Annotated in this window: 13 protein-coding genes, 3 pseudogenes and 1 riboswitch; of the genes and pseudogenes, 11 read left to right on the forward strand and 5 right to left on the reverse strand. The window is 65.0% G+C overall.

The annotated features are described in order from the left end of the window. Position 1: 1 nt before the first annotated feature. From cobG to ACVDG8_RS32135, 5 genes and pseudogenes are all read right to left on the reverse strand, one after another. Entirely contained in the window at positions 2 to 1465 is a 1464-nt protein-coding gene (gene cobG, locus ACVDG8_RS32115; protein WP_455707379.1) for a precorrin-3B synthase, read from the reverse strand. After that, a pseudogene (locus ACVDG8_RS32120) lies at positions 1462 to 5106 on the reverse strand (cobaltochelatase subunit CobN). Before ACVDG8_RS32120 ends, cobG begins: the two are co-directional and overlap by 4 nt. 22 nt (positions 5107 to 5128) lie before the next feature. After that, positions 5129 to 6181 (reverse strand): cobalamin biosynthesis protein CobW, encoded by a 1053-nt coding sequence (gene cobW / locus ACVDG8_RS32125; protein WP_447252061.1) that lies wholly within the window; start codon positions 6179 to 6181, stop codon positions 5129 to 5131. Positions 6182 to 6183: 2 nt separating this feature from the next. Beyond that, positions 6184 to 6612, reverse strand: coding sequence for a DUF1636 family protein (locus tag ACVDG8_RS32130; RefSeq protein WP_447252062.1), 429 nt, complete (start codon positions 6610 to 6612; stop codon positions 6184 to 6186). A 39-nt stretch (positions 6613 to 6651) separates the two neighbouring features. After that, positions 6652 to 6857: riboswitch (cobalamin riboswitch) on the reverse strand. Between the two features lie 29 nt (positions 6858 to 6886). Then, positions 6887 to 8086 carry a winged helix-turn-helix domain-containing protein gene (locus ACVDG8_RS32135; RefSeq protein ID WP_447252063.1) on the reverse strand — a complete coding sequence of 400 codons (1200 nt, stop codon included), beginning with the start codon at positions 8084 to 8086 and terminating at the stop codon, positions 6887 to 6889. Positions 8087 to 8419: 333 nt separating this feature from the next. Here ACVDG8_RS32135 and ACVDG8_RS32140 point away from each other — a divergent pair, with 333 nt between their 5' ends. The 11 genes and pseudogenes from ACVDG8_RS32140 to nuoI all read left to right on the forward strand — a co-directional run bounded on the left by ACVDG8_RS32140 (position 8420) and on the right by nuoI (position 18519). Beyond that, complete coding sequence (locus ACVDG8_RS32140) at positions 8420 to 8785, forward strand: NADH-quinone oxidoreductase subunit A (RefSeq protein ID WP_371010414.1); 366 nt, start codon at positions 8420 to 8422, stop codon at positions 8783 to 8785. Then, positions 8776 to 9357 carry a NuoB/complex I 20 kDa subunit family protein gene (locus tag ACVDG8_RS32145; protein WP_013531090.1) on the forward strand — a complete coding sequence of 194 codons (582 nt, stop codon included), beginning with the start codon at positions 8776 to 8778 and terminating at the stop codon, positions 9355 to 9357. The genes ACVDG8_RS32140 and ACVDG8_RS32145 overlap by 10 nt, the downstream gene beginning before the upstream one ends. A gap of 4 nt (positions 9358 to 9361) precedes the next feature. After that, positions 9362 to 9967, forward strand: a complete 606-nt coding sequence (locus ACVDG8_RS32150) for an NADH-quinone oxidoreductase subunit C (protein WP_447252064.1) — start codon at positions 9362 to 9364, stop codon at positions 9965 to 9967. Positions 9968 to 9976: 9 nt separating this feature from the next. Then, complete coding sequence (locus tag ACVDG8_RS32155; protein WP_447252065.1) at positions 9977 to 11167, forward strand: NADH-quinone oxidoreductase subunit D; 1191 nt, start codon at positions 9977 to 9979, stop codon at positions 11165 to 11167. Then, positions 11167 to 12495, forward strand: coding sequence for an NADH-quinone oxidoreductase subunit E (locus ACVDG8_RS32160; RefSeq protein ID WP_447252066.1), 1329 nt, complete (start codon positions 11167 to 11169; stop codon positions 12493 to 12495). Before ACVDG8_RS32155 ends, ACVDG8_RS32160 begins: the two co-directional genes overlap by 1 nt. Before the next feature lie 10 nt (positions 12496 to 12505). After that, complete coding sequence (nuoF, locus tag ACVDG8_RS32165) at positions 12506 to 13810, forward strand: NADH-quinone oxidoreductase subunit NuoF (RefSeq protein WP_447252067.1); 1305 nt, start codon at positions 12506 to 12508, stop codon at positions 13808 to 13810. A gap of 75 nt (positions 13811 to 13885) precedes the next feature. Further along, a pseudogene (locus tag ACVDG8_RS32170) lies at positions 13886 to 14568 on the forward strand (NADH-ubiquinone dehydrogenase). Between the two features lie 74 nt (positions 14569 to 14642). After that, positions 14643 to 16724 (forward strand): NADH-quinone oxidoreductase subunit NuoG, encoded by a 2082-nt coding sequence (nuoG, locus tag ACVDG8_RS32175; protein WP_447252069.1) that lies wholly within the window; start codon positions 14643 to 14645, stop codon positions 16722 to 16724. A gap of 2 nt (positions 16725 to 16726) precedes the next feature. Continuing rightward, positions 16727 to 17769: pseudogene (nuoH, locus tag ACVDG8_RS32180) on the forward strand (NADH-quinone oxidoreductase subunit NuoH). Further along, the gene (locus ACVDG8_RS32185; RefSeq protein ID WP_447252071.1) at positions 17769 to 18026 is read left to right on the forward strand and encodes a hypothetical protein; all 258 of its coding nucleotides are present in this window, start codon (positions 17769 to 17771) and stop codon (positions 18024 to 18026) included. The pseudogene nuoH and the gene ACVDG8_RS32185 overlap by 1 nt, the downstream one beginning before the upstream one ends. A 1-nt stretch (position 18027) precedes the next feature. Then, positions 18028 to 18519: an NADH-quinone oxidoreductase subunit NuoI gene (nuoI, locus tag ACVDG8_RS32190; RefSeq protein ID WP_447252072.1), complete on the forward strand. Its 492-nt coding sequence runs from the start codon at positions 18028 to 18030 to the stop codon at positions 18517 to 18519. Positions 18520 to 18597 lie beyond the last annotated feature (78 nt).

Below are 18597 nucleotides of genomic sequence, written 5' to 3' on the forward strand. Positions count from 1 at the left end.
ATCAGTTCCGTCGATAGAGTTCGGCGAGACCGGCCGCGCCCAACCTTGCCAGGCAGGCAGCGACAGTCTCGTCGGCGTGTCGTGCGCGGACGGCCGCCGCGATAGCGGCGATCCCACGCGCGGCGTCATAGCCCGGCCTGTATCCGGCAGGAAGGGCCTTTGCCGTCCCGTCCACGACAAGTCCGGCTCCGTTTTCGTCGCCGACCAGGGTTATGGCTGCCGCGCCGGGGTTCGCGCAGCCTTTGGCACAGCCGGAAATGTGCAAATTGAGCGAGGCATCGAAGAGATCGGGGCTTTGTTTTGCGATCGTCTCGGCGATGGCGCGGGTGGCGATGCGGCCGGAAGCGCAGGCGGGTGTGCCGGGACAGGCGGCGATGCGGGTGCGCGGGTCGGTGGGGGAGGTGACGAAGCCGAGGGTCGCGGCGGAGGTTTGCAGGGCGGAGCAGGCGGAAGGCGGGAGGCCGAGGAAGAGCATGGCGCGGCCGGGGGCGAGGCGGATTTCGGTGACGCCGAGGTTCGAGGCCTGGCCGGCTAGATCGATGAGGTTTTGGGCCGGCATGCTGCCATAGGGCAGGCCGATGCCGAGGGCGAAAGTGTCGCCGGCTAAGGGGAAAAGGCCGATAGGTTTGCGCGAGGCCCCCCCCTCTGTCCTGCCGGACATCTCCCCCACGAGGGGGGGGATCGGGCTGTCGTCGCCGATTTCGCCAATCTGCAACGTTGAAGATGGGGAGCCGGCGTCGACGCTGCCAATCTCACCCCTTGAGGGGGAGATGTCCGGCAGGACAGAGAGGGGGGCCACAGAATGCCAGCCTGCGAGAGAGACCAACTGCCTCGCCGACAAATCCCGCGTGTGCGCCTCTCGGCCTTTTTCAGCGACCATCCTGAGCGCGGCGACCGCGATGTCTCGCGCTGCATCGGCATCGACCGTCGCGAGCGCTTTCGCGCTTCGATCGTCGCCGCTGACCGAAATCCTCCAAACAACGCCGGTGCCAACTCGCACCGCCTTCAGCCTTACATCAGCCGTCACCGCATCCAATGCCAACAGGCCGCCGCCGTCGACGACCACCGACACTTTCGGCCCCAGCCTTGCCGCCAGCCCCACCTCGTCAATCGCTGCTCTGATCCGCTCGGCCAGCGGGCGCGGGTCGGCGATCTCCTGCGGGTCAATCCCCGCCAGTGGTCCGGTCTCGACCGGCACGCCGCTGCGCACCTCAATCCCCAGCGCATCGACCTCCGCTGCCAGCAGCCGTGCGCTTTCGGCCGTCAGGCCGCGGATCTGCAGGCTGCCGCGTGCGGTCACTTCCATGATGCCGTTGCCGTGGCGCAAGGCGGATTCGCAGAGTCCGATCAACAGCTTCGGCGCAAGTCCTCCGGCGACGGGGTTGAGTCGCACCAGCAGGCCGTCGCCCGTCTGCATGGGCGCACTCAAGGCCGGGCAGGCGCCGCGGCGCGAAAACGCGTTCATGCCGCGACCCCGGTTGCCCGAGCCTCGGCGATCAAAGCGGCGAGATCGTCGTCGACGGAGTTTCGGAGCGGATGCCACAGGCCGCGCCGCCGCGCGGCGAGAAGCGCTCCGCGATGACCTTTGCGGCGGCCGGGTTCTCGCGCAGGATGAAAGCGCGGACATCCGCATTGCCTAGGTAAGCGTCGTGCACGGCTTCGATCAGCGCGCCCGAAATGGCATGCGTGGTCTCGGCGAAGCCGACCAGGCGGTCGACGGTTTCAGCAAATTCCGAGGCGCCGCGCGGTCCATGCCGCATCTGGCCGGCGATGAAGCGCGGGTTGACCGCGCGGGCGCGCACCACGCGGGACACGGCCTCACTGACCGAGCGCGGTTTTGGCTTTGCCGGATCGGTCGTGTCGAGCACGATGACGTCGGCATTGCGTCCGAGCGTGGCAAGCGCCGCCGAAAACCCGCCGATGAAGGCGACATCGGCCGAGCCTTCGAGAATATCGCGGCCGGGATCGTCGCCGGTATGGACGAGCAGATCGGCTTCGGCGATTCGACCCTCGAAGGCGCCTGGCGCTGCAATCGCTTCGCCGTCAGCGCCGCCATAAGCGTGCGAGGTGGCATCGAGATAGGCGCGACCGATCTCCTCGCGCACGCCCCATTGGCCGCGTGACAGCAGATCCTCGACGCCGGCGCCATAGGTGCCGGGCGAAGTGCCGAAAATGCGCGGGCTGATTTTGCCGTCGGCTCGGGTTTTGGCCGCAAGCGGGTTTTCCGAATCCTCCTCGTCGCGGGCGGCAACAGCGTTGGCGGCGGCATCGATCAGCGCGATCTGGGTCGGGAACATGTCGCGGAACAGGCCTGAGATGCGCCAGGTGACGTCGACGCGCGGGCGGCCGAGCACTGCCGGCGGCAGCACCTCGATGCCGGTGACGCGGCCTGTCGCGGCATCCCATTGCGGCCGGCAGCCCATCAGCGCCAGGCCTTGGGCGATTTCCTCGCCACCGGTGCGCAGCGAAGCGGAACCCCAAAGATCGATCACCAGCGAGCGCGGCCAGTCGCCATGGCTCTGCATGTAGCTGCGCACCACTTCTTCCGCCGCCGCCTGGCCGAGGTCATAGGCTGTCGGCGTCGGCATGGTGCGCGGGTCGGAGGTGAAGAGGTTGCGGCCGGTGGGCAGCACGTCGGAGCGCCCACGCGCCGGCGCTCCGGCCGGACCGGCCTTGATGTGGCGACCGTCGAGCGCGGCCAGCAGCATTGTTTTCTCGTTGTCGGCACTTTGCCGGCGCAGCGGATCGGCCTCATCGTCCGGCGCGCGGCCATAGACATGCAGCCCGTCCTTGACGGCGAAATCCTTGAGGTCGCAGAGCCAGGCGTCGATGCGGCGCAGCGCCTCGTCGGGCGCGTCGGTTCGGGCAACGCCGGCTTCACTGGCCAGCCCCGACTGCCGCGCCGTCTCGACGATCAGCTTGGCCAGGCGGTCGCGGCGGCGCCGGTCGAGCCCGTCGGCCTGGGCGTATTCGTCGACCAGCCGCTCCAGCGTCTGCTGGGTCTCGTCAAGGCCGGCGCCGGTCAGCGGTGGCGGCAGATGGCCAAGCGTAACGGCGGCAATGCGCCGCTTGGCTTGTGCGGCTTCGCCGGGGTTGGAGACGATGAAGGGATAGATGACCGGCAGCGAGCCGGTGACGATTTCTGGGAAGCAAGCGCCGGAGAGGGCGACGGTCTTACCCGGCAGCCATTCCAGCGTGCCATGGGCGCCGACATGGATGATGGCATGAACGCCAAGCGATTTCTGCAGCCAGAGGCCGAAGGCGATCAGGTCGTGACGCGGGGGAGGGTCGGGTCGTGGTAGTCGGCGCGGCGGTCGGCCGAACGGCCGCGATCGGGGGCAAGCGCGACGGTGACGTTGCCGAAGGCGGCGGCGCGGAAGGGGAAGTGTTTTTCGCCTGTTGGTGGGGAAGGGTGGCGCGAGGCGCCCCCTCCTGTCCTGCCGGACATCTCCCCCTCTTGGGGGGAGATTGCGCTCTCATCTCCGCTTTCGCCAATCTCCAACGTTGCAAAGGTGGGCGAAACGCCGAAGCTGCTAATCTCCCCCTAGAGGGGAGATGTCCGGCAGGACAGAGGGGGGCGCCTCGCGCAAACTTTTCTCTTCTGCATTCCCCCATGCGGCCTCGACGGCAGCCATCGCCTCAACCGGCAGGGCCTTGGAGAAATCGAGATACTCCTCCAGCCCCAACCCGTCGCTACTCCGCTCCAACGCATCCAACAACTTCCGCGGCGATTGCGGAATCCCATCGACCGCATAGCCCTGTTGCTTCAGGTCATGCAGCATCGCCAGCACGCTGGACGGCACATCGAGGCCAACGGCATAACCGGTCCTCCCGGGTGCGCTCGGATAATCGGGGATCAGGATCGCCAGCTTGCGCTTTGCCCGCTCCGTCTTTTGCAGTCGGATGAACGCCGCGATGCGCCTGGCGACCTGCGCCACGCGATCGGCTTCCGGGCGGTTGGCGAAGGCGCGGAAGGCCAGCGCCGGATCGGTCTCGATCTCGCCCTTGAAGGAGATCGCACCGGCGAGGATGCGGCCGTCGAGCTCGGGCAGCACGACATGCATGGCAAGATCGGCCGGCGCCAGGCCGCGCTGGTTCTTCTCCCACACCTCGCGCTTTGTCGTGGCAACGATGACCTGGAACACCGGCACGCCGGCGCGGTCGAACAGGGTTTCGACGCCGGGCTCCGCGCCGGAGGCAAAGGCGGTCGCGGTGATGATCGCGGCCGGGCTCAGGGATGCGATGGCGTCCTCGACGAAGGCAAGCGACGTCGGGTCTTTCAGGCTGGAGACGAAGATCGGGACTGGGGCCAGGCCTTGAGAGCGCAAGGTGTCAACGAGAGCGTCGATCGGCGCGACGTCCGCGGCGAGCAGCATCGAGCGATAGAAGAGGATGGGGATGACCTTTCCCTCCCCTCGAGGGGAGGGTGGCCCGCAGGGCCGGGTGGGGTCGGAGCGACCGGGCTCGGCGCTTCTTTAAGCAGGCGCGCCTCGGAGAGGACCCCACTCTCGGCCTGCGGCCGGACCCTCCCCTCAAGGGGAGGGGGACGACACCGCAGCCCGGCTCGTAGTAGCCAGCTTTCGGTACGTTCACCGGCTCGGCCACCGCCGCATCCGATCCGGCCAGCCACGTCAGCCGCTGCATCAACGCGGTCATATTGGCCGGGCCGCCTTCGCGGAAATAGCCGAGCAGGGCGTCCAGCTCGGCGCGCGGCAGCGTCGAGGCCTCGATAAGCCTTTGGTCCTCATCGTGGCTTTCACCGGGCAGCAGCGCCAGCTTGATGCCGCGTTCGCGCGCCACCGCCGCGAGCTGGTCGCAGCCGTAGCGCCACCAGTCGTAGCCGCCGAGGATGCGGACAAGGATGACCTTGGCATGGCGGGCGACGCTGTCGATCCAGAGGTCCACCGACATTGGATGGCGCAGATCACGTAGCGCGGCGAGCCGCATCGAGGGCAGGCGGGCGGCATCGGCTTTCCATGCCACCGCCAGGCCGGCAAGGTCGCTGTCGGTGAAGGACAGCGCCACCACATCCGCCGGCGTCTGCCGCAGATCGACCGGCTCGGCGAGATCGTCGAGCGAGGTGGAACTGGTGGTCAGAATATGCATTTCGCCCCTAGGTCGGTTGGCGTCAGCCGGCGAGTATAGCCTCGATCGCCGGGCGGTTCAGCCCCTTGAGGCCGATGACGACGAGACGCGAACGCCGATCGTCCTCGGCCGTCCAGGCGCGGTCATAGTAGTGGTTGACGCGCGGGCCGACGGCCTGCAGCAGAAGCCGCATCGGCTTGCCGCCGACTTCGACGAAACCCTTCACGCGCAGCACGTTTTCCTTTTCGGCGGCGGTGGCGACGCGCTTTGCCAGCTCGTCCGGATTGGCGATCGAGGGAATGTCGACAATGAACGTGTCGAAGTCGTCATGCTCGTGGTCGAAGGCGCCGTCGTGATGGGACTTGCGGTTCTCGATGTCGTCCTCGACGGCGAGGCCGAGGCCGAGCAGCACCGAGGGATCGACCTTGCCATGCGAGGTCGGCACGATTTTGACCGCGCGGGCCGAGTGTTCGCCGATGATGGCGTTGGCGCGGGCCGAGCCGGCGGCGTCCATCAGGTCGTTCTTCGACAGGATGATCAGGTCGGCACAGGCGATCTGGTCCTCGAACACTTCCTCGACCGGGTCGTCGTGGTCGAGGCTGTCATCCTGGGCGCGCTGCGCCTGCAAAGCGTCCATGTCGTTGGCGATGCGGCCTTCGGCGAGCGCCGGGCCGTCGACCACGGCAATGACGCCGTCCACGGTCACCCGGCTCTTCACCGTCGGCCATTGGAAAGCCTGGACCAGCGGCTTTGGCAGAGCGAGGCCCGAAGTCTCGATCAGGATGTGGTCGACCTTCGGCGTCAGCGCAAGAATCTGGTCGAGCGCCGGCACGAAATCATCGGCGACGGTGCAGCAGATGCAGCCATTGGCCAGTTCGACGATGTTTTCCTCCGGGCAGGTGTCGATGCCGCAGCCTTTCAGGATTTCGCCGTCGATGCCGATGTCGCCGAACTCGTTGACGATGATGGCGATGCGCTTGCCGCCGGCATTCTCCAGCAGGTGGCGGACCAGCGTCGTCTTGCCGGCGCCGAGGAAGCCTGTGACGACGGTGCAGGGAACACGGGAGAGGTTGCCGGCCGTATTTGGAGCGCTCATGGTCAGTCCTTCAGCATGTCGAGGGGAGGGATGCGGGCAACGAGGCCGCGCTTGAGGCAATCGGGGCGGCCGCGCCACGGGATGAGACCGTCGGCCGACGTGGCGAAGAGCTTTGCGCCGGCAACGAGGTCGGCGCCACTGGTCGTGGTCAGGTCGCCGAAAACATAACTCCAGCAGCCGTCGCGCAGGATCGCGGCGCTCAGCCGGCGCTTGCAATTGCCGAGGCATTCGACGGTGCGGACGCGGATCTTGTCATCGCAGGCGGCGCGGCGGGTGTCCTCGGCAAGCAACTCGCCGGCGCGCGGGTGGCCATCGGAGCCGGCCTCATCGCGGCAGGAAGCGCAGACGATGACGGTCACGCCGGCCAAAGCGTCGCCGTCGTCGGACGAATTGTCCGCTGTGCCAGCCGAAAAACTGCCGTTGTGGTCCAAAAAGCCGGGCTCCTTACCCGGAAACCCGCCGGGCGATCGGATTCTTTCTCTCAGACGGCAGGTCTCCTGGCTCGCGAGTCGTCGCCTTGAGTAGCCGCCTTCCCGGGAACATCCCAGTGGTTTTCGGCTTTGGCTCGTCGCTTACAGTTGCGGGACAGCCGCGGATTTGGGTTTTTCTCGCCCGCACCGCATTCCCTCTTGGCCCTTGCCGTTGCGGGCAGGGGACCGTCTGAAGCGGATTTAGGCTTTTGGAGGCAGCGGTGTCAACGCGTGGCTACGACACTGCGATGTCGGCCAGCGCCGGTCCCAAATCGCCGGCCGGCGTCACCTCGATGCTTTCCAGGCCGAGCCAGGCCTGCATCTGCTTCAATTCCTCGAAGAGCTGAGCGGCTGTCTCCGGCGGCGCGTCGGGCTCGGCATAGGCGGCATGGACGCGCAGCACGCCTGCCGGACGGTCGGCGCGGAGGTCGACGCGGGCGACGATCCGGTCGCCGAGCAGGAAGGGCAACACGTAATAGCCGTATTGGCGCTTTTCGGCCGGCGTGTAGATTTCGATGCGGTAGCGGAAATTGAAGAGTTTTTCGGTGCGCGTGCGTTCGAAGACAACCGGGTCGAACGGCGCGAGCAAGGCACGCGCCTCGATCCGGCGGGGAAAACGGGCATCCTTGTGCAGATAGGCGGTCCTGTCCCAGCCTTCGACGCTCACCGGCAGCAACTCGCCCATTTCGACCAGTTCCTCGATGCGGTCCTTGGTGTCGCCGGGCGCCAGACGGAAATAGTCGCGCAAGTTGCCATAGGTGGCGATGCCGTGGGCGCGGGCGGAAATGCGCAGCAATTCGCGATGCGCGTCCTCGACGGAAGGGACAGGCAGGTCGAGCACGGCCTGCGGCAGCACACGCTCCGGCAGATCGTAGTAGCGCTCGAAGCCGCGCCGGTAGGCGGTGGTGATGCGACCGACCCAGAACAGCCATTCGAAGGCGTGCTTGGCCTCGCTCCAGCCCCACCAGCCGCCATTGCCTTTGTGGCCTTCTATGTCGGAGGCGGCGATCGGGCCGCGTTCGGCGACTTGCCCATAGATCTCGTCGATCAACTCTTTGCGTTCACGCCCCCATTTGGCGAGGCCGAGATACATTTCGTCGCCTTGCTCGGCGCGCTGCATGCGCCAGCGCATCAGCGGCCAGGTCTCGACCGGCAGGAAGGAGGCTTCATGCGCCCAGTATTCGAACACGGTGCGCTTGCGGGTGACGGCGGCGTTGTCGAGCAGCGCGAGCGGGTAGGGGCCAAGGCGCGAATAGAGCGGCATATAGTGCGCCCGCACCACGGCGCTGACGGAATCGATCTGCAGCAGGCCGGTGCGGGAGAGAACGCGGGCGAGGTGGCGCCGGTCGGGTGCGCCGGAAGGCCGCGGGTCGGTGAAACCTTGCGCGCCGAGCGCGATGCGCCGGGCCATACGAAGCGAAATCTTGTCCTTCATCCAGGCGCCCTTGCCCTGATCGTTTGCCGGATTTTTAGCCGGTGATTCCGGTGATGCTAGCAGGCAAATGGCGGGAGATGTGTCAGGAGACAAAAGTGGAGTAAAAAGCGAAGGAAATCAAACCGGATGGGATCGGACCAGTTTCCTCCGATATGGCGTCCAGGGCGGTAATTTGAACAAGGTTTGACTTGCTTCGCTGAAACCGCTGCGCTAACCCTCGCCGCGTTGCAGCATGGGCCTCTTAAAACGGTTCAGCGGTTAAACTGTCACGCTTCCGCATTAGAGTTCGTTGCTGTAATCAAAGTGAACTGGCCCGCCGAGGAAAGCCGCCGCATGAGCGCACTCCTGAGTTCGTACCTGCCGATCGTCCTGTTCATCGCCGTGGCGCTGGTCGTCGGCCTGGCGCTGCTGGTGGCGCCGTTCCTGGTGGCCTACCGCAATCCCGATCCGGAAAAGCTTTCCGCCTATGAATGCGGGTTTAATTCGTTCGACGATGCCCGCATGAAATTCGACATCCGTTTCTACCTGGTGTCGATCCTGTTCATCATCTTCGACCTGGAAGTGGCCTTCCTGTTTCCGTGGGCCGTCTCCTTCTCGAAAATCGGCATGCTCGGTTTCTGGTCGATGATGGTGTTTTTGGCGGTGCTGACCATCGGCTTTGCCTATGAATGGAAAAAAGGAGCGCTGGAATGGGATTGAACGATAGTTCAGGCACCCTCGTCGCGCCGAAGCCCAAGGGTATCATCGACCCCAACACCGGTCGGCCGGTGGGGGAGGACGATCCCTTCTTCCTCGAAATCAACAACGAGCTGGCCGACAAGGGTTTCCTTGTCACCTCGACCGAAGCGCTGATCACCTGGGCGCGCAGCGGCTCGCTGATGTTCATGACCTTCGGCCTTGCCTGCTGCGCGGTCGAGATGATCCATACCTCGATGCCGCGCTACGATTCGGAGCGTTTCGGTGTCGCGCCGCGAGCGTCTCCGCGCCAGTCCGACATCATGATCGTGGCCGGCACGCTGACCAACAAGATGGCGCCGGCGCTGCGCAAGGTCTACGACCAGATGCCGGAGCCGCGCTACGTCATCTCGATGGGCTCCTGCGCCAATGGCGGCGGTTATTACCACTATTCCTATTCGGTGGTGCGCGGCTGCGACCGCATCGTGCCGGTCGACATCTATGTGCCCGGCTGCCCGCCGAGCGCCGAAGCGCTGCTCTACGGCATTCTCCTTCTGCAGAAGAAGATCCGCCGCACCGGCACGATCGAACGGTGAGCCGATGACCCAGGCGTTGAACGAACTCTCCACCTATCTCGGCGAGAAACTGGCCGGTCGCATCGGCGAGGCCGTGCTGGCCTATGGCGAGTTGACGCTTCTGGTCGAGCCGGGCAATCTGATCGAAGTGGCGACTTTCCTGCGCGACGATCCGCGCTGCCAGTTCATCTCGATCATCGACGTTTGCGGCGCCGACTATCCGTCGCGCGCCAGGCGCTTCGACGTCGTCTATCATCTGTTGTCGCCGAAGCAGAACGTCCGCATCCGGCTCAAGGTCCATGCCGACGAGGAAACGTTGGTGCCGTCGCTGACCGGCGTCTATCCCGGCGCCGACTGGTTCGAGCGCGAGACCTACGACCTCTACGGCGTGCTGTTTTCCGGCCATCCGGACCTGCGTCGCATCCTCACCGACTACGGCTTCGACGGCCATCCGCTGCGCAAGGATTTCCCGCTGACCGGCTTCGTCGAGGTGCGCTACGACGACGAAGCCAAGCGCGTCATCTACGAGCCGGTGGAATTGAAGCAAGAGTTCAGAAACTTCGACTTTTTGAGCCCTTGGGAGGGAACGGATTACGTTCTGCCGGGCGATGAAAAGGCGAAGGCAAATTGAGGCGCCACGATGGCTGAAACCTCCGTCCGCAATTTCAACATCAACTTCGGACCGCAGCACCCTGCGGCGCACGGTGTTTTGCGCCTGGTGCTGGAGCTGGACGGCGAAGTGGTCGACCGTGTCGATCCGCATATCGGGCTCTTGCATCGCGGCACCGAGAAGCTGATCGAGGCCAAGACCTATCTGCAGGCCGTGCCCTATCTCGACCGGCTCGACTATTGCGCGCCGATGAACCAGGAGCATGCCTTCGCTTTGGCCGCCGAGCGGCTGCTCGGCATCGAGGTGCCGAGGCGCGGTCAGCTGATCCGTGTGCTCTACTCCGAAATCGGCCGCATCATGTCGCACATCCTCAATGTGACGACGCAGGCGATGGACGTCGGCGCGCTGACGCCGCCGCTGTGGGGCTTCGTCGAGCGCGAAAAGCTGATGGTGTTCTATGAGCGCGCCTCTGGCTCGCGCATGCATGCGGCCTATTTTCGGCCGGGCGGCGTACACCAGGACCTGCCGCGCCAACTGGTCGAGGACATCGGCAAGTGGATCGACCCGTTCCTGAAGTCGCTCGACGATCTCGACAAGCTGCTCACCGGCAACCGCATCTTCAAGCAGCGCAATGTCGATATCGGCATTGTTTCGCTGGCCGACGCCTGGGCCTGGGGTTTCTCCGGCGTCATGGTGCGCGGCTCGGGTGCAGCCTGGGACCTGCGCAAATCGCAGCCCTATGAATGCTATTCCGAGATGGATTTCGACATCCCGATCGGCAAGAACGGCGACTGCTACGACCGTTACCTTGTGCGCATGGAAGAGATGCGCCAGTCGGCGAAGATCATGCGCCAGTGCATCGATCTGCTGCTCGGCAAGGAAAGTGCTGGCCCGGTGTCGAACCTCGACGGCAAGGTCGTGCCGCCGAAGCGCCAGGCGATGAAGCGCTCGATGGAAGCGCTGATCCATCACTTCAAGCTCTACACCGAGGGCTATCGCGTGCCGGCCGGCGAAGTCTATGCGGCCGTCGAGGCGCCGAAGGGTGAATTCGGCGTCTATATGGTCTCCGACGGCACCAATAAGCCCTATCGCTGCAAGCTGCGCGCGCCCGGCTTCGCGCATCTGCAGGCGATGGATTTCCTGTGCCGCGGCCACATGCTGGCCGACGTCACGGCCGTTCTCGGCTCCCTCGACATCGTGTTTGGTGAGGTCGATCGCTAATGTCAGTCCGCCGTCTCGCAGATGCCAGCGTCCAGCCAGCTTCCTTCGCCTTCAACAAGGCGAACACGGCGGCGGCGCAGCAGTGGATCGCCAAATATCCGAAGGGGCGCGAGCAATCCGCCATCATCCCGTTGCTGATGATCGCGCAGGAACAGGAAGGCTGGGTCACCAAGGCGGCGATCGAAACGATCTGCGACATGCTCGACATGCCGCGCATCCGCGGGCTGGAGGTGGCGACCTTCTACACGCAGTACCAGCTCAATCCTGTCGGCACCCGCGCCCATATCCAGGTCTGCGGCACCACGCCTTGCATGCTGCGCGGCTCGGAAGCGCTGATGGATGTCTGTCGCTCGAAGATCCATCACGACCAGTTCCACACCAACGACAAAGGCACGCTGTCGTGGGAGGAGGTCGAGTGCCTCGGCGCCTGCGTCAACGCGCCGATGGTGATGATCTTCAAGGATACGTTCGAGGACCTGACGCCCGAGCGGCTCGCCGAAATCATCGACCTCTACGATGCCGGCAAGGGCGCTTCGGTGGCGCCCGGTCCGCAGGATGGCCGCACCGGTTCGGAGCCGGCTTCGGGTCTCACCAGCCTGACGAGCGAGAAGGCGATCCTGAAGTCGACCCGCGACAAGGAAGCCAAGGCGGTTGCCAAGGCCGCCAAGGAAGCTGCGGCGACGGCATCCGTCAAGGATGCGGCAGTGCCGGCTGCCGTGCCCGCCGCCACCGTCTCACAGGCGCCTGCAGCGCCAGTTGCGGCGGCTCCGGTAGCACCGTCGAAATCAAGCAAGCCGAAGACCGATGCGCTCGAAACCAGCCCGGCGCTGACGACGCCGTCGCCTGTCAAGGTCGCGCCGGCAGTCGAAAAGGCAGCCAGCGTCAGGCCGCCGCGCCATTCGGCCGCCAACGCCAACCAGGCGGCGCCGGAAGTCGAGGCGGTTTCCAAGCCGCGCAGCGGGCCGAAGACGAAGGCCGAACCGGCCACTGCTTTCAGGGCGCCGGAAACCAAGCAGCCCGTGGCCAAAACGGCGAAGCCTTCACTCGACGACAAGAGCCGTCCAACCGGCATCGAGCGGCCGGCCACGGTCGACGATCTCAAGCTCATCTCCGGCGTCGGTCCGAAGATCGAGGCTATCCTGCATTCGCTCGGCATCTACACCTTCGCGCAGGTCGCCGCCTGGAAGAAGGCCGAGCGCGATTGGGTCGACGGCTATCTCAACTTCCGCGGCCGCATCGACCGTGACGACTGGGTCGAGCAGGCCAAGGCGCTCGCCAAGGGCGGCGTCGCCGAATACATCCGCGTCTTCGGCAAGAAGCCGGTCTGAGGGACGAAAAATGCTTCAGGACAAAGATCGCATCTTCACCAACATCTACGGCCTGTTCGACAAGTCGCTGGCCGGCGCCATGGCGCGCGGCGCCTGGGACAATACGCCCGGCATCATCGCCAAGGGGCGCGACTGGATCGTCAATGAGATGAAGGCATCAGGCCTGCGCGGCCGTGGCGGCGCCGGCTTCCCGACCGGGTTGAAATGGTCGTTCATGCCTAAGCAGAGCGACGGCCGGCCGAGCTATCTGGTTGTCAACGCCGATGAATCCGAGCCGGGCACCTGCAAGGACCGGGATATCCTGCGCAACGATCCGCACACGCTGGTCGAGGGATCGTTCATCGCCGGCTTCGCGATGGGCGCGGTTGCCGCCTACATCTATGTGCGCGGCGAGTTCATCCGCGAGCGCGAGGCGCTGCAGCGCGCCATCGATGAAGCCTATGCGGCCAAGCTGATCGGCAAGAACAACACGTCCGGCTATGATTTCGACATCTACATGCATCACGGCGCCGGCGCCTATATCTGCGGCGAGGAGACGGCGCTGCTCGAAAGCCTCGAAGGCAAGAAGGGCCAGCCCCGGTTGAAGCCGCCATTCCCGGCCAATGTCGGCTTGTATGGTTGTCCGACAACCGTGAACAATGTCGAATCGATTGCCGTGGCGCCGACCATCCTGCGCCGCGGCGCTGCCTGGTTCTCGTCCTTCGGCCGGCCGAACAATGCGGGCACCAAGCTGTTCTGCATCTCCGGCCACGTCAACAATCCGTGCACCGTCGAAGAAGCGATGTCGATCCCGTTCCGCGAGCTGATCGAGACGCATTGCGGCGGCATTCGCGGCGGCTGGGACAATCTTTTGGCGGTCATCCCGGGCGGTGCTTCGGTGCCGCTGGTGCCGGCGGCGCAGATCATGGACACGCCGATGGATTTCGACGCGCTGCGCGATCTCAAATCCGGCCTCGGCACGGCGGCTGTCATCGTCATGGACAAGTCGACCGATATCGTGAAGGCGATCGCCAGGCTGGCCTACTTCTACAAGCATGAGAGCTGCGGCCAATGCACGCCGTGCCGCGAAGGCACCGGCTGGATGTGGCGAGTGATGGAACGGCTGGTGCGCGGCGAGGCGCAGAAGCGCGAGATCGACATGCTGCTTGACGTCACCAAGCAGGTCGAAGGCCACACGATCTGCGCGCTGGGCGACGCGGCTGCCTGGCCGATCCAGGGCCTGATGCGGCATTTCCGCGGTGAGGTTGAGCGCCGTATCGACGAGTTTTCGCGCAACGCGCACCGAGCAGAGCCGGTGATGGTTGCGGCGGAATAGAATTGGAATGCGGGCGAGAGCCCGAGACGAAAAAGCTGGGGGCGGGGCATACGAAGAAACGACCAGGAGATTTCTATGGCGCCGTATTCGATACCTTACCCGTTGATGCCCGATTTGGAACAATTCGAGAAGATGAACCAGGACCTGACCAGGATGATGCCGAGGAGATGGCCAGCGCCGTCAACCTCATGGTGCATCCCGTCGCCGGCGCGGCGGCGATGTCGGCGCTCGGCATCGGTCTGGCCAACCACGCCGTCGGCATGTGGATGGGCGCGTTCACCGGGGCGCTCGAAGCGTCGCAGCGCATGTTCCAGCCGTTCCTCGACGACCTCGAGGCGCAGAACGAAGCGGCGGCCAATTCCTCCAAGGCGCGCAAGGCGACCGAAACGCTGATCGCCGACGCACAGACTTTTGCCCGCGACGTGACCGACATCGCGGCGAACGCCACCGAAAAGGCACTCGACGCGACGCACACCGATGCGGTTGCCGAGCCTGCGGCAGCCGGGCTGATGCCTGAGGATTTCAGGCAGCCGAAGGCGATCGACAAGCCTGCCAAGCCGTCGGACCTGAAGGCGATTTCGGGCATCGGCCCGAAGCTGGAGAAGGTGCTCAACGGCCTCGGCATCTGGACCTATGGCCAGATCGCCGCGTGGACATCCGAGGAGATCGCCTGGGTCGAGGATTATTTGTCGCTTGCCGGCCGCATCGGCCGCGACGACTGGGCCAGGCAAGCGGCGGCGCTCGCCGCCAAGAAGTGAAATGAAATGCCGGACGCGGCTCCAGCCGCGTCCGCAAAGATGGATTGCGGGACATCCGCAGGGGTTTGAGGCGAATGGCAAAGCTCAAGGTCGACGGGAAAGAGATCACGGTACCCGACCACTACACGCTGCTGCAGGCGGCGGAGGATGCCGGTGCGGAAGTGCCGCGCTTCTGCTTCCACGAACGGCTTTCCATCGCCGGCAACTGCCGCATGTGCCTGATCGAGGTGAAGGGCGGCCCGCCCAAGCCGCAGGCCTCCTGCGCCATGGGCGTGCGTGACCTGCGCCCCGGCCCGAATGGCGAGCCGCCGGAAATCTTCACCAACACGCCGATGGTCAAGAAGGCCCGCGAAGGCGTGATGGAATTCCTGCTGATCAACCATCCGCTGGATTGCCCGATCTGCGACCAGGGTGGCGAGTGCGACCTGCAGGACCAGGCCATGGCCTTCGGCGTCGATTCCTCGCGCTATCACGAGAACAAGCGCGCGGTCGAAGACAAGTATATCGGCCCGCTGGTGAAGACGGTGATGAACCGCTGCATCCACTGCACGCGCTGCGTCCGCTTCACCACCGAGGTCGCCGGCATTTCCGAGCTTGGCCTGATCGGCCGCGGCGAGGACGCCGAGATCACCACCTATCTCGAAAGCGCGATGACCTCGGAGCTGCAGGGCAATGTCATCGATCTTTGCCCGGTCGGCGCGCTGACCTCCAAGCCGTTCGCCTTCCAGGCGCGGCCGTGGGAGCTGACCAAGACGGAATCGATCGACGTCATGGACGCCGTCGGTTCGGCGATCCGCGTCGACAGCAGAGGCCGTGAAGTGATGCGCATCCTGCCGCGCGTCAACGAAGCGGTGAACGAGGAATGGATCTCAGACAAGACCCGCTTCATCTGGGACGGCTTGCGCACGCAGCGCCTCGACCGCCCCTATGTGCGCAAGAACGGCAAGCTGGCAGCGGCAAGCTGGGCGGAAGCCTTCGCCGCGATCAAGGAACAGGTGTCGAAGACCACGCCCGAGCGGATCGGCGCCATCGCCGGCGACCTCGCGGCGGTCGAGGAAATCTACGCGCTCAAGCTTCTGATGGCCGCGCTCGGCTCGAAGAACATCGATTGCCGTCAGGACGGCGCAGCACTCGATCCCTCGCTCGGCCGCGCCAGCTACATCTTCAACCCGACCATCGAAGGCATCGAGCAGGCCGACGCGGTGCTGATCATCGGCGCCAATCCGCGCTTCGAGGCTTCGGTGCTCAACACCCGCATCCGCAAGCGCTGGCGCCTCGGCAATCTGCCGGTCGGCGTCATCGGCGAGGTCGGCGACACCCGTTATGACTATGAGCTGATCGGCGCCGGTCCTGAATCCCTGAAGGGGCTGGCGGATGGCGCCGGCAAGTTCTTCGAGGTGCTGAGCAAGGCGACCCGTCCGCTGATCATCGTCGGCCAGGGCGCTTTGGCCCGTTCCGATGGCGCCGCGGTGCTCGGCCAGGCGGCCAGGCTGGCTGTGGCCGTCAACGCGGTCACCGCCGACTGGAACGGCTTTGCGGTACTGCACAACGCGGCGGCCCGGGTCGGCGGCCTCGATGTCGGCTTCGTGCCGGGCGAGGGTGGCAAGGATGTCGCCGGCATGCTTGGCGAGACGGATCTGCTCTTCCTGCTCGGCGCCGACGAGATCGACATGGCCAAGACCGGCGGCGCCTTCGTCGTCTATATCGGCACGCATGGCGATGCCGGCGCGCATCGCGCCAACGTCATCCTGCCGGCCGCCGCCTACACCGAGAAGTCGGGCACCTATGTCAACACCGAAGGCCGCGTGCAGCAGACCAACCGCGCCGGCTTCGCGCCAGGCGAGGCGCGTGAGGACTGGGCGATCCTGCGGGCTCTCTCGGACGTGCTCGGCAAGAAGCTGCCCTTCGATTCGCTGCCGCAGTTGCGCGCCAAGCTCTATGGCGACTATCCGCATCTCGCCCGCATCGACCAGGTTCTGGCCGGCAGCGCCGATGACGTCGCCAAGGCGGCGAAGCTCGGCGGCCGCTTGAACAAGGGCACCTTCACGTCGCCGGTGAAGGATTTCTACCTGACCAACCCGATCGCGCGGGCGTCGGCCGTGATGGCCGAATGCTCGGCGCTGGCCAAGAGCGGCTTCAAGCAGGCGGCGGAATAAGCATGGACACCTTCTTCTCGTTCTACGTGCTGCCGGCGCTGCTGATCCTCTTGAAGTCGGTCGTGCTGATCGTCGTTCTCCTGATCTTCGTGGCCTATATTCTTTACGCCGACCGCAAGATCTGGGCGGCGGTGCAACTGCGCCGCGGTCCGAACGTCGTCGGTCCGTTCGGCACGCTGCAGGCTTTCGCCGACCTGCTGAAGTTCGTCTTCAAGGAGCCGGTTATTCCGTCGGGCGCCAACAAGGGCGTCTTCCTGTTGGCGCCGCTGGTGTCGGCGGTGCTGGCGATCTCGGCCTGGGCGGTCATTCCGGTCGCGAACGGCTGGGCGATCGCCAACGTCAATGTCGGCATCCTCTATGTCTTCGCCATCTCCTCGCTCGAGGTCTATGGCGTGATCATGGGCGGCTGGGCGTCGAATTCGAAATATCCGTTCCTCGGCGCGCTGCGCTCGGCCGCGCAAATGGTGTCGTACGAAGTCTCGATCGGCTTCGTCATCGTCACCGTGCTGCTCACCGCCGGTTCGCTCAACCTCAGCGATATCGTGCTGTCGCAGCATGATGGCATTGGCACGCGGCTCGGGCTGCCCAACACGTTCCTTGACTGGAACTGGCTGGCGCTGTTTCCGATGTTCATCATCTTCTTCATCTCGGCGCTTGCCGAGACGAACCGGCCGCCTTTCGACCTGGTGGAGGCCGAATCGGAACTCGTCGCCGGCCACATGGTCGAATATTCGTCGACGCCGTTCCTGCTGTTCTTCCTCGGCGAATATGTCGCAATCGTGCTGATGTGCGCGTTGGCGACCATCCTGTTCCTTGGCGGCTGGCTGCCCCGTTCGACTTCGCGCCCTTCACCTGGGTGCCCGGCGTCATCTGGTTCGTGCTGAAGGTCTGCTTCGTCTTCTTCGGCATCTCGATGGTGAAGGCGTTCGTGCCGCGCTACCGCTACGACCAGCTGATGCGTCTCGGCTGGAAGGTGTTTTTGCCGATTTCGCTGTTCATGGTCGTCGCCACCGCGGCCTTCCTCAAGATCACGGGGTTTGCGTGATGACGATCGATATTCCCTGGATTGCGGATCTGACCAAATCCATGGCGGCGCTGCTGGGGGCGGCAGTCATGGGTGGTTTTGCTGTTCTGGCCGGCTTCATGATCATGACTTTGCGGGCGCTGTTCGCTCCAAGGGCTGGAAATTTTCGGGTGCCGGGGCTCGGATCGATAAATCCCGGGTTCTTCTATTTTCTGATTGTTGCGCCTGTCTGGGCGATAGTTGGCGCCTTTGCGGGCTACCAACTGGGAGGGCAGTGAAATGGGTGCACTAACTCAAGCCGCAAAGTCGCTGCTTTTGCAGGATTTCGTCAGCGCCTTCTTCCTGTCGATGCGGCAGTTCTTCGCGCCGAAGGAGACGATCAACTATCCGCACGAGAAGGGGCCGACCAGCCCGCGCTTCCGCGGCGAGCATGCGCTGCGCCGCTATCCGAACGGCGAGGAACGCTGCATTGCCTGCAAGCTCTGCGAAGCGATCTGCCCGGCGCAGGCGATCACCATCGAGGCAGGCCCGCGTCGCAATGACGGCACGCGCCGCACCGTGCGTTACGACATCGACATGGTGAAGTGCATCTATTGCGGCTTCTGCCAGGAAGCATGCCCGGTCGACGCCATCGTCGAGGGGCCGAATTTCGAGTTCGCGACCGAGACGCGCGAGGAGCTTTACTACAACAAGGAAAAGCTGCTCGCCAACGGCGATCGCTGGGAGCGGGAACTGGCGCGCAATATCGCGCTGGACTCGCCTTATAGGTGATTAGCGTGCTTCTCCCCGTTTACGGGGAGAAGATGCCGGCAGGCAGATGAGGGGCGGCGCCAGCTTCTGGAAACTTGG

The sequence above is a fragment of the Mesorhizobium sp. ORM8.1 genome, assembly GCF_053005525.2.

Bases quoted from the DNA above. Each gene is read 5' to 3' on its own strand.
- cobG (WP_455707379.1), bottom strand. From the start codon at position 1,465: ATGAACGCGTTTTCGCGCCGCGGCGCCTGCCCGGCCTTGAGTGCGCCC.
- cobW (WP_447252061.1), bottom strand. From the start codon at position 6,181: ATGAGCGCTCCAAATACGGCCGGCAACCTCTCCCGTGTTCCCTGCACC.
- ACVDG8_RS32135 (WP_447252063.1), bottom strand. From the start codon at position 8,086: ATGAAGGACAAGATTTCGCTTCGTATGGCCCGGCGCATCGCGCTCGGC.
- ACVDG8_RS32140 (WP_371010414.1), top strand. From the start codon at position 8,420: ATGAGCGCACTCCTGAGTTCGTACCTGCCGATCGTCCTGTTCATCGCC.
- ACVDG8_RS32145 (WP_013531090.1), top strand. From the start codon at position 8,776: ATGGGATTGAACGATAGTTCAGGCACCCTCGTCGCGCCGAAGCCCAAG.
- ACVDG8_RS32150 (WP_447252064.1), top strand. From the start codon at position 9,362: ATGACCCAGGCGTTGAACGAACTCTCCACCTATCTCGGCGAGAAACTG.
- ACVDG8_RS32155 (WP_447252065.1), top strand. From the start codon at position 9,977: ATGGCTGAAACCTCCGTCCGCAATTTCAACATCAACTTCGGACCGCAG.
- ACVDG8_RS32160 (WP_447252066.1), top strand. From the start codon at position 11,167: ATGTCAGTCCGCCGTCTCGCAGATGCCAGCGTCCAGCCAGCTTCCTTC.
- nuoF (WP_447252067.1), top strand. From the start codon at position 12,506: ATGCTTCAGGACAAAGATCGCATCTTCACCAACATCTACGGCCTGTTC.
- nuoG (WP_447252069.1), top strand. From the start codon at position 14,643: ATGGCAAAGCTCAAGGTCGACGGGAAAGAGATCACGGTACCCGACCAC.
- ACVDG8_RS32185 (WP_447252071.1), top strand. From the start codon at position 17,769: ATGACGATCGATATTCCCTGGATTGCGGATCTGACCAAATCCATGGCG.
- nuoI (WP_447252072.1), top strand. From the start codon at position 18,028: ATGGGTGCACTAACTCAAGCCGCAAAGTCGCTGCTTTTGCAGGATTTC.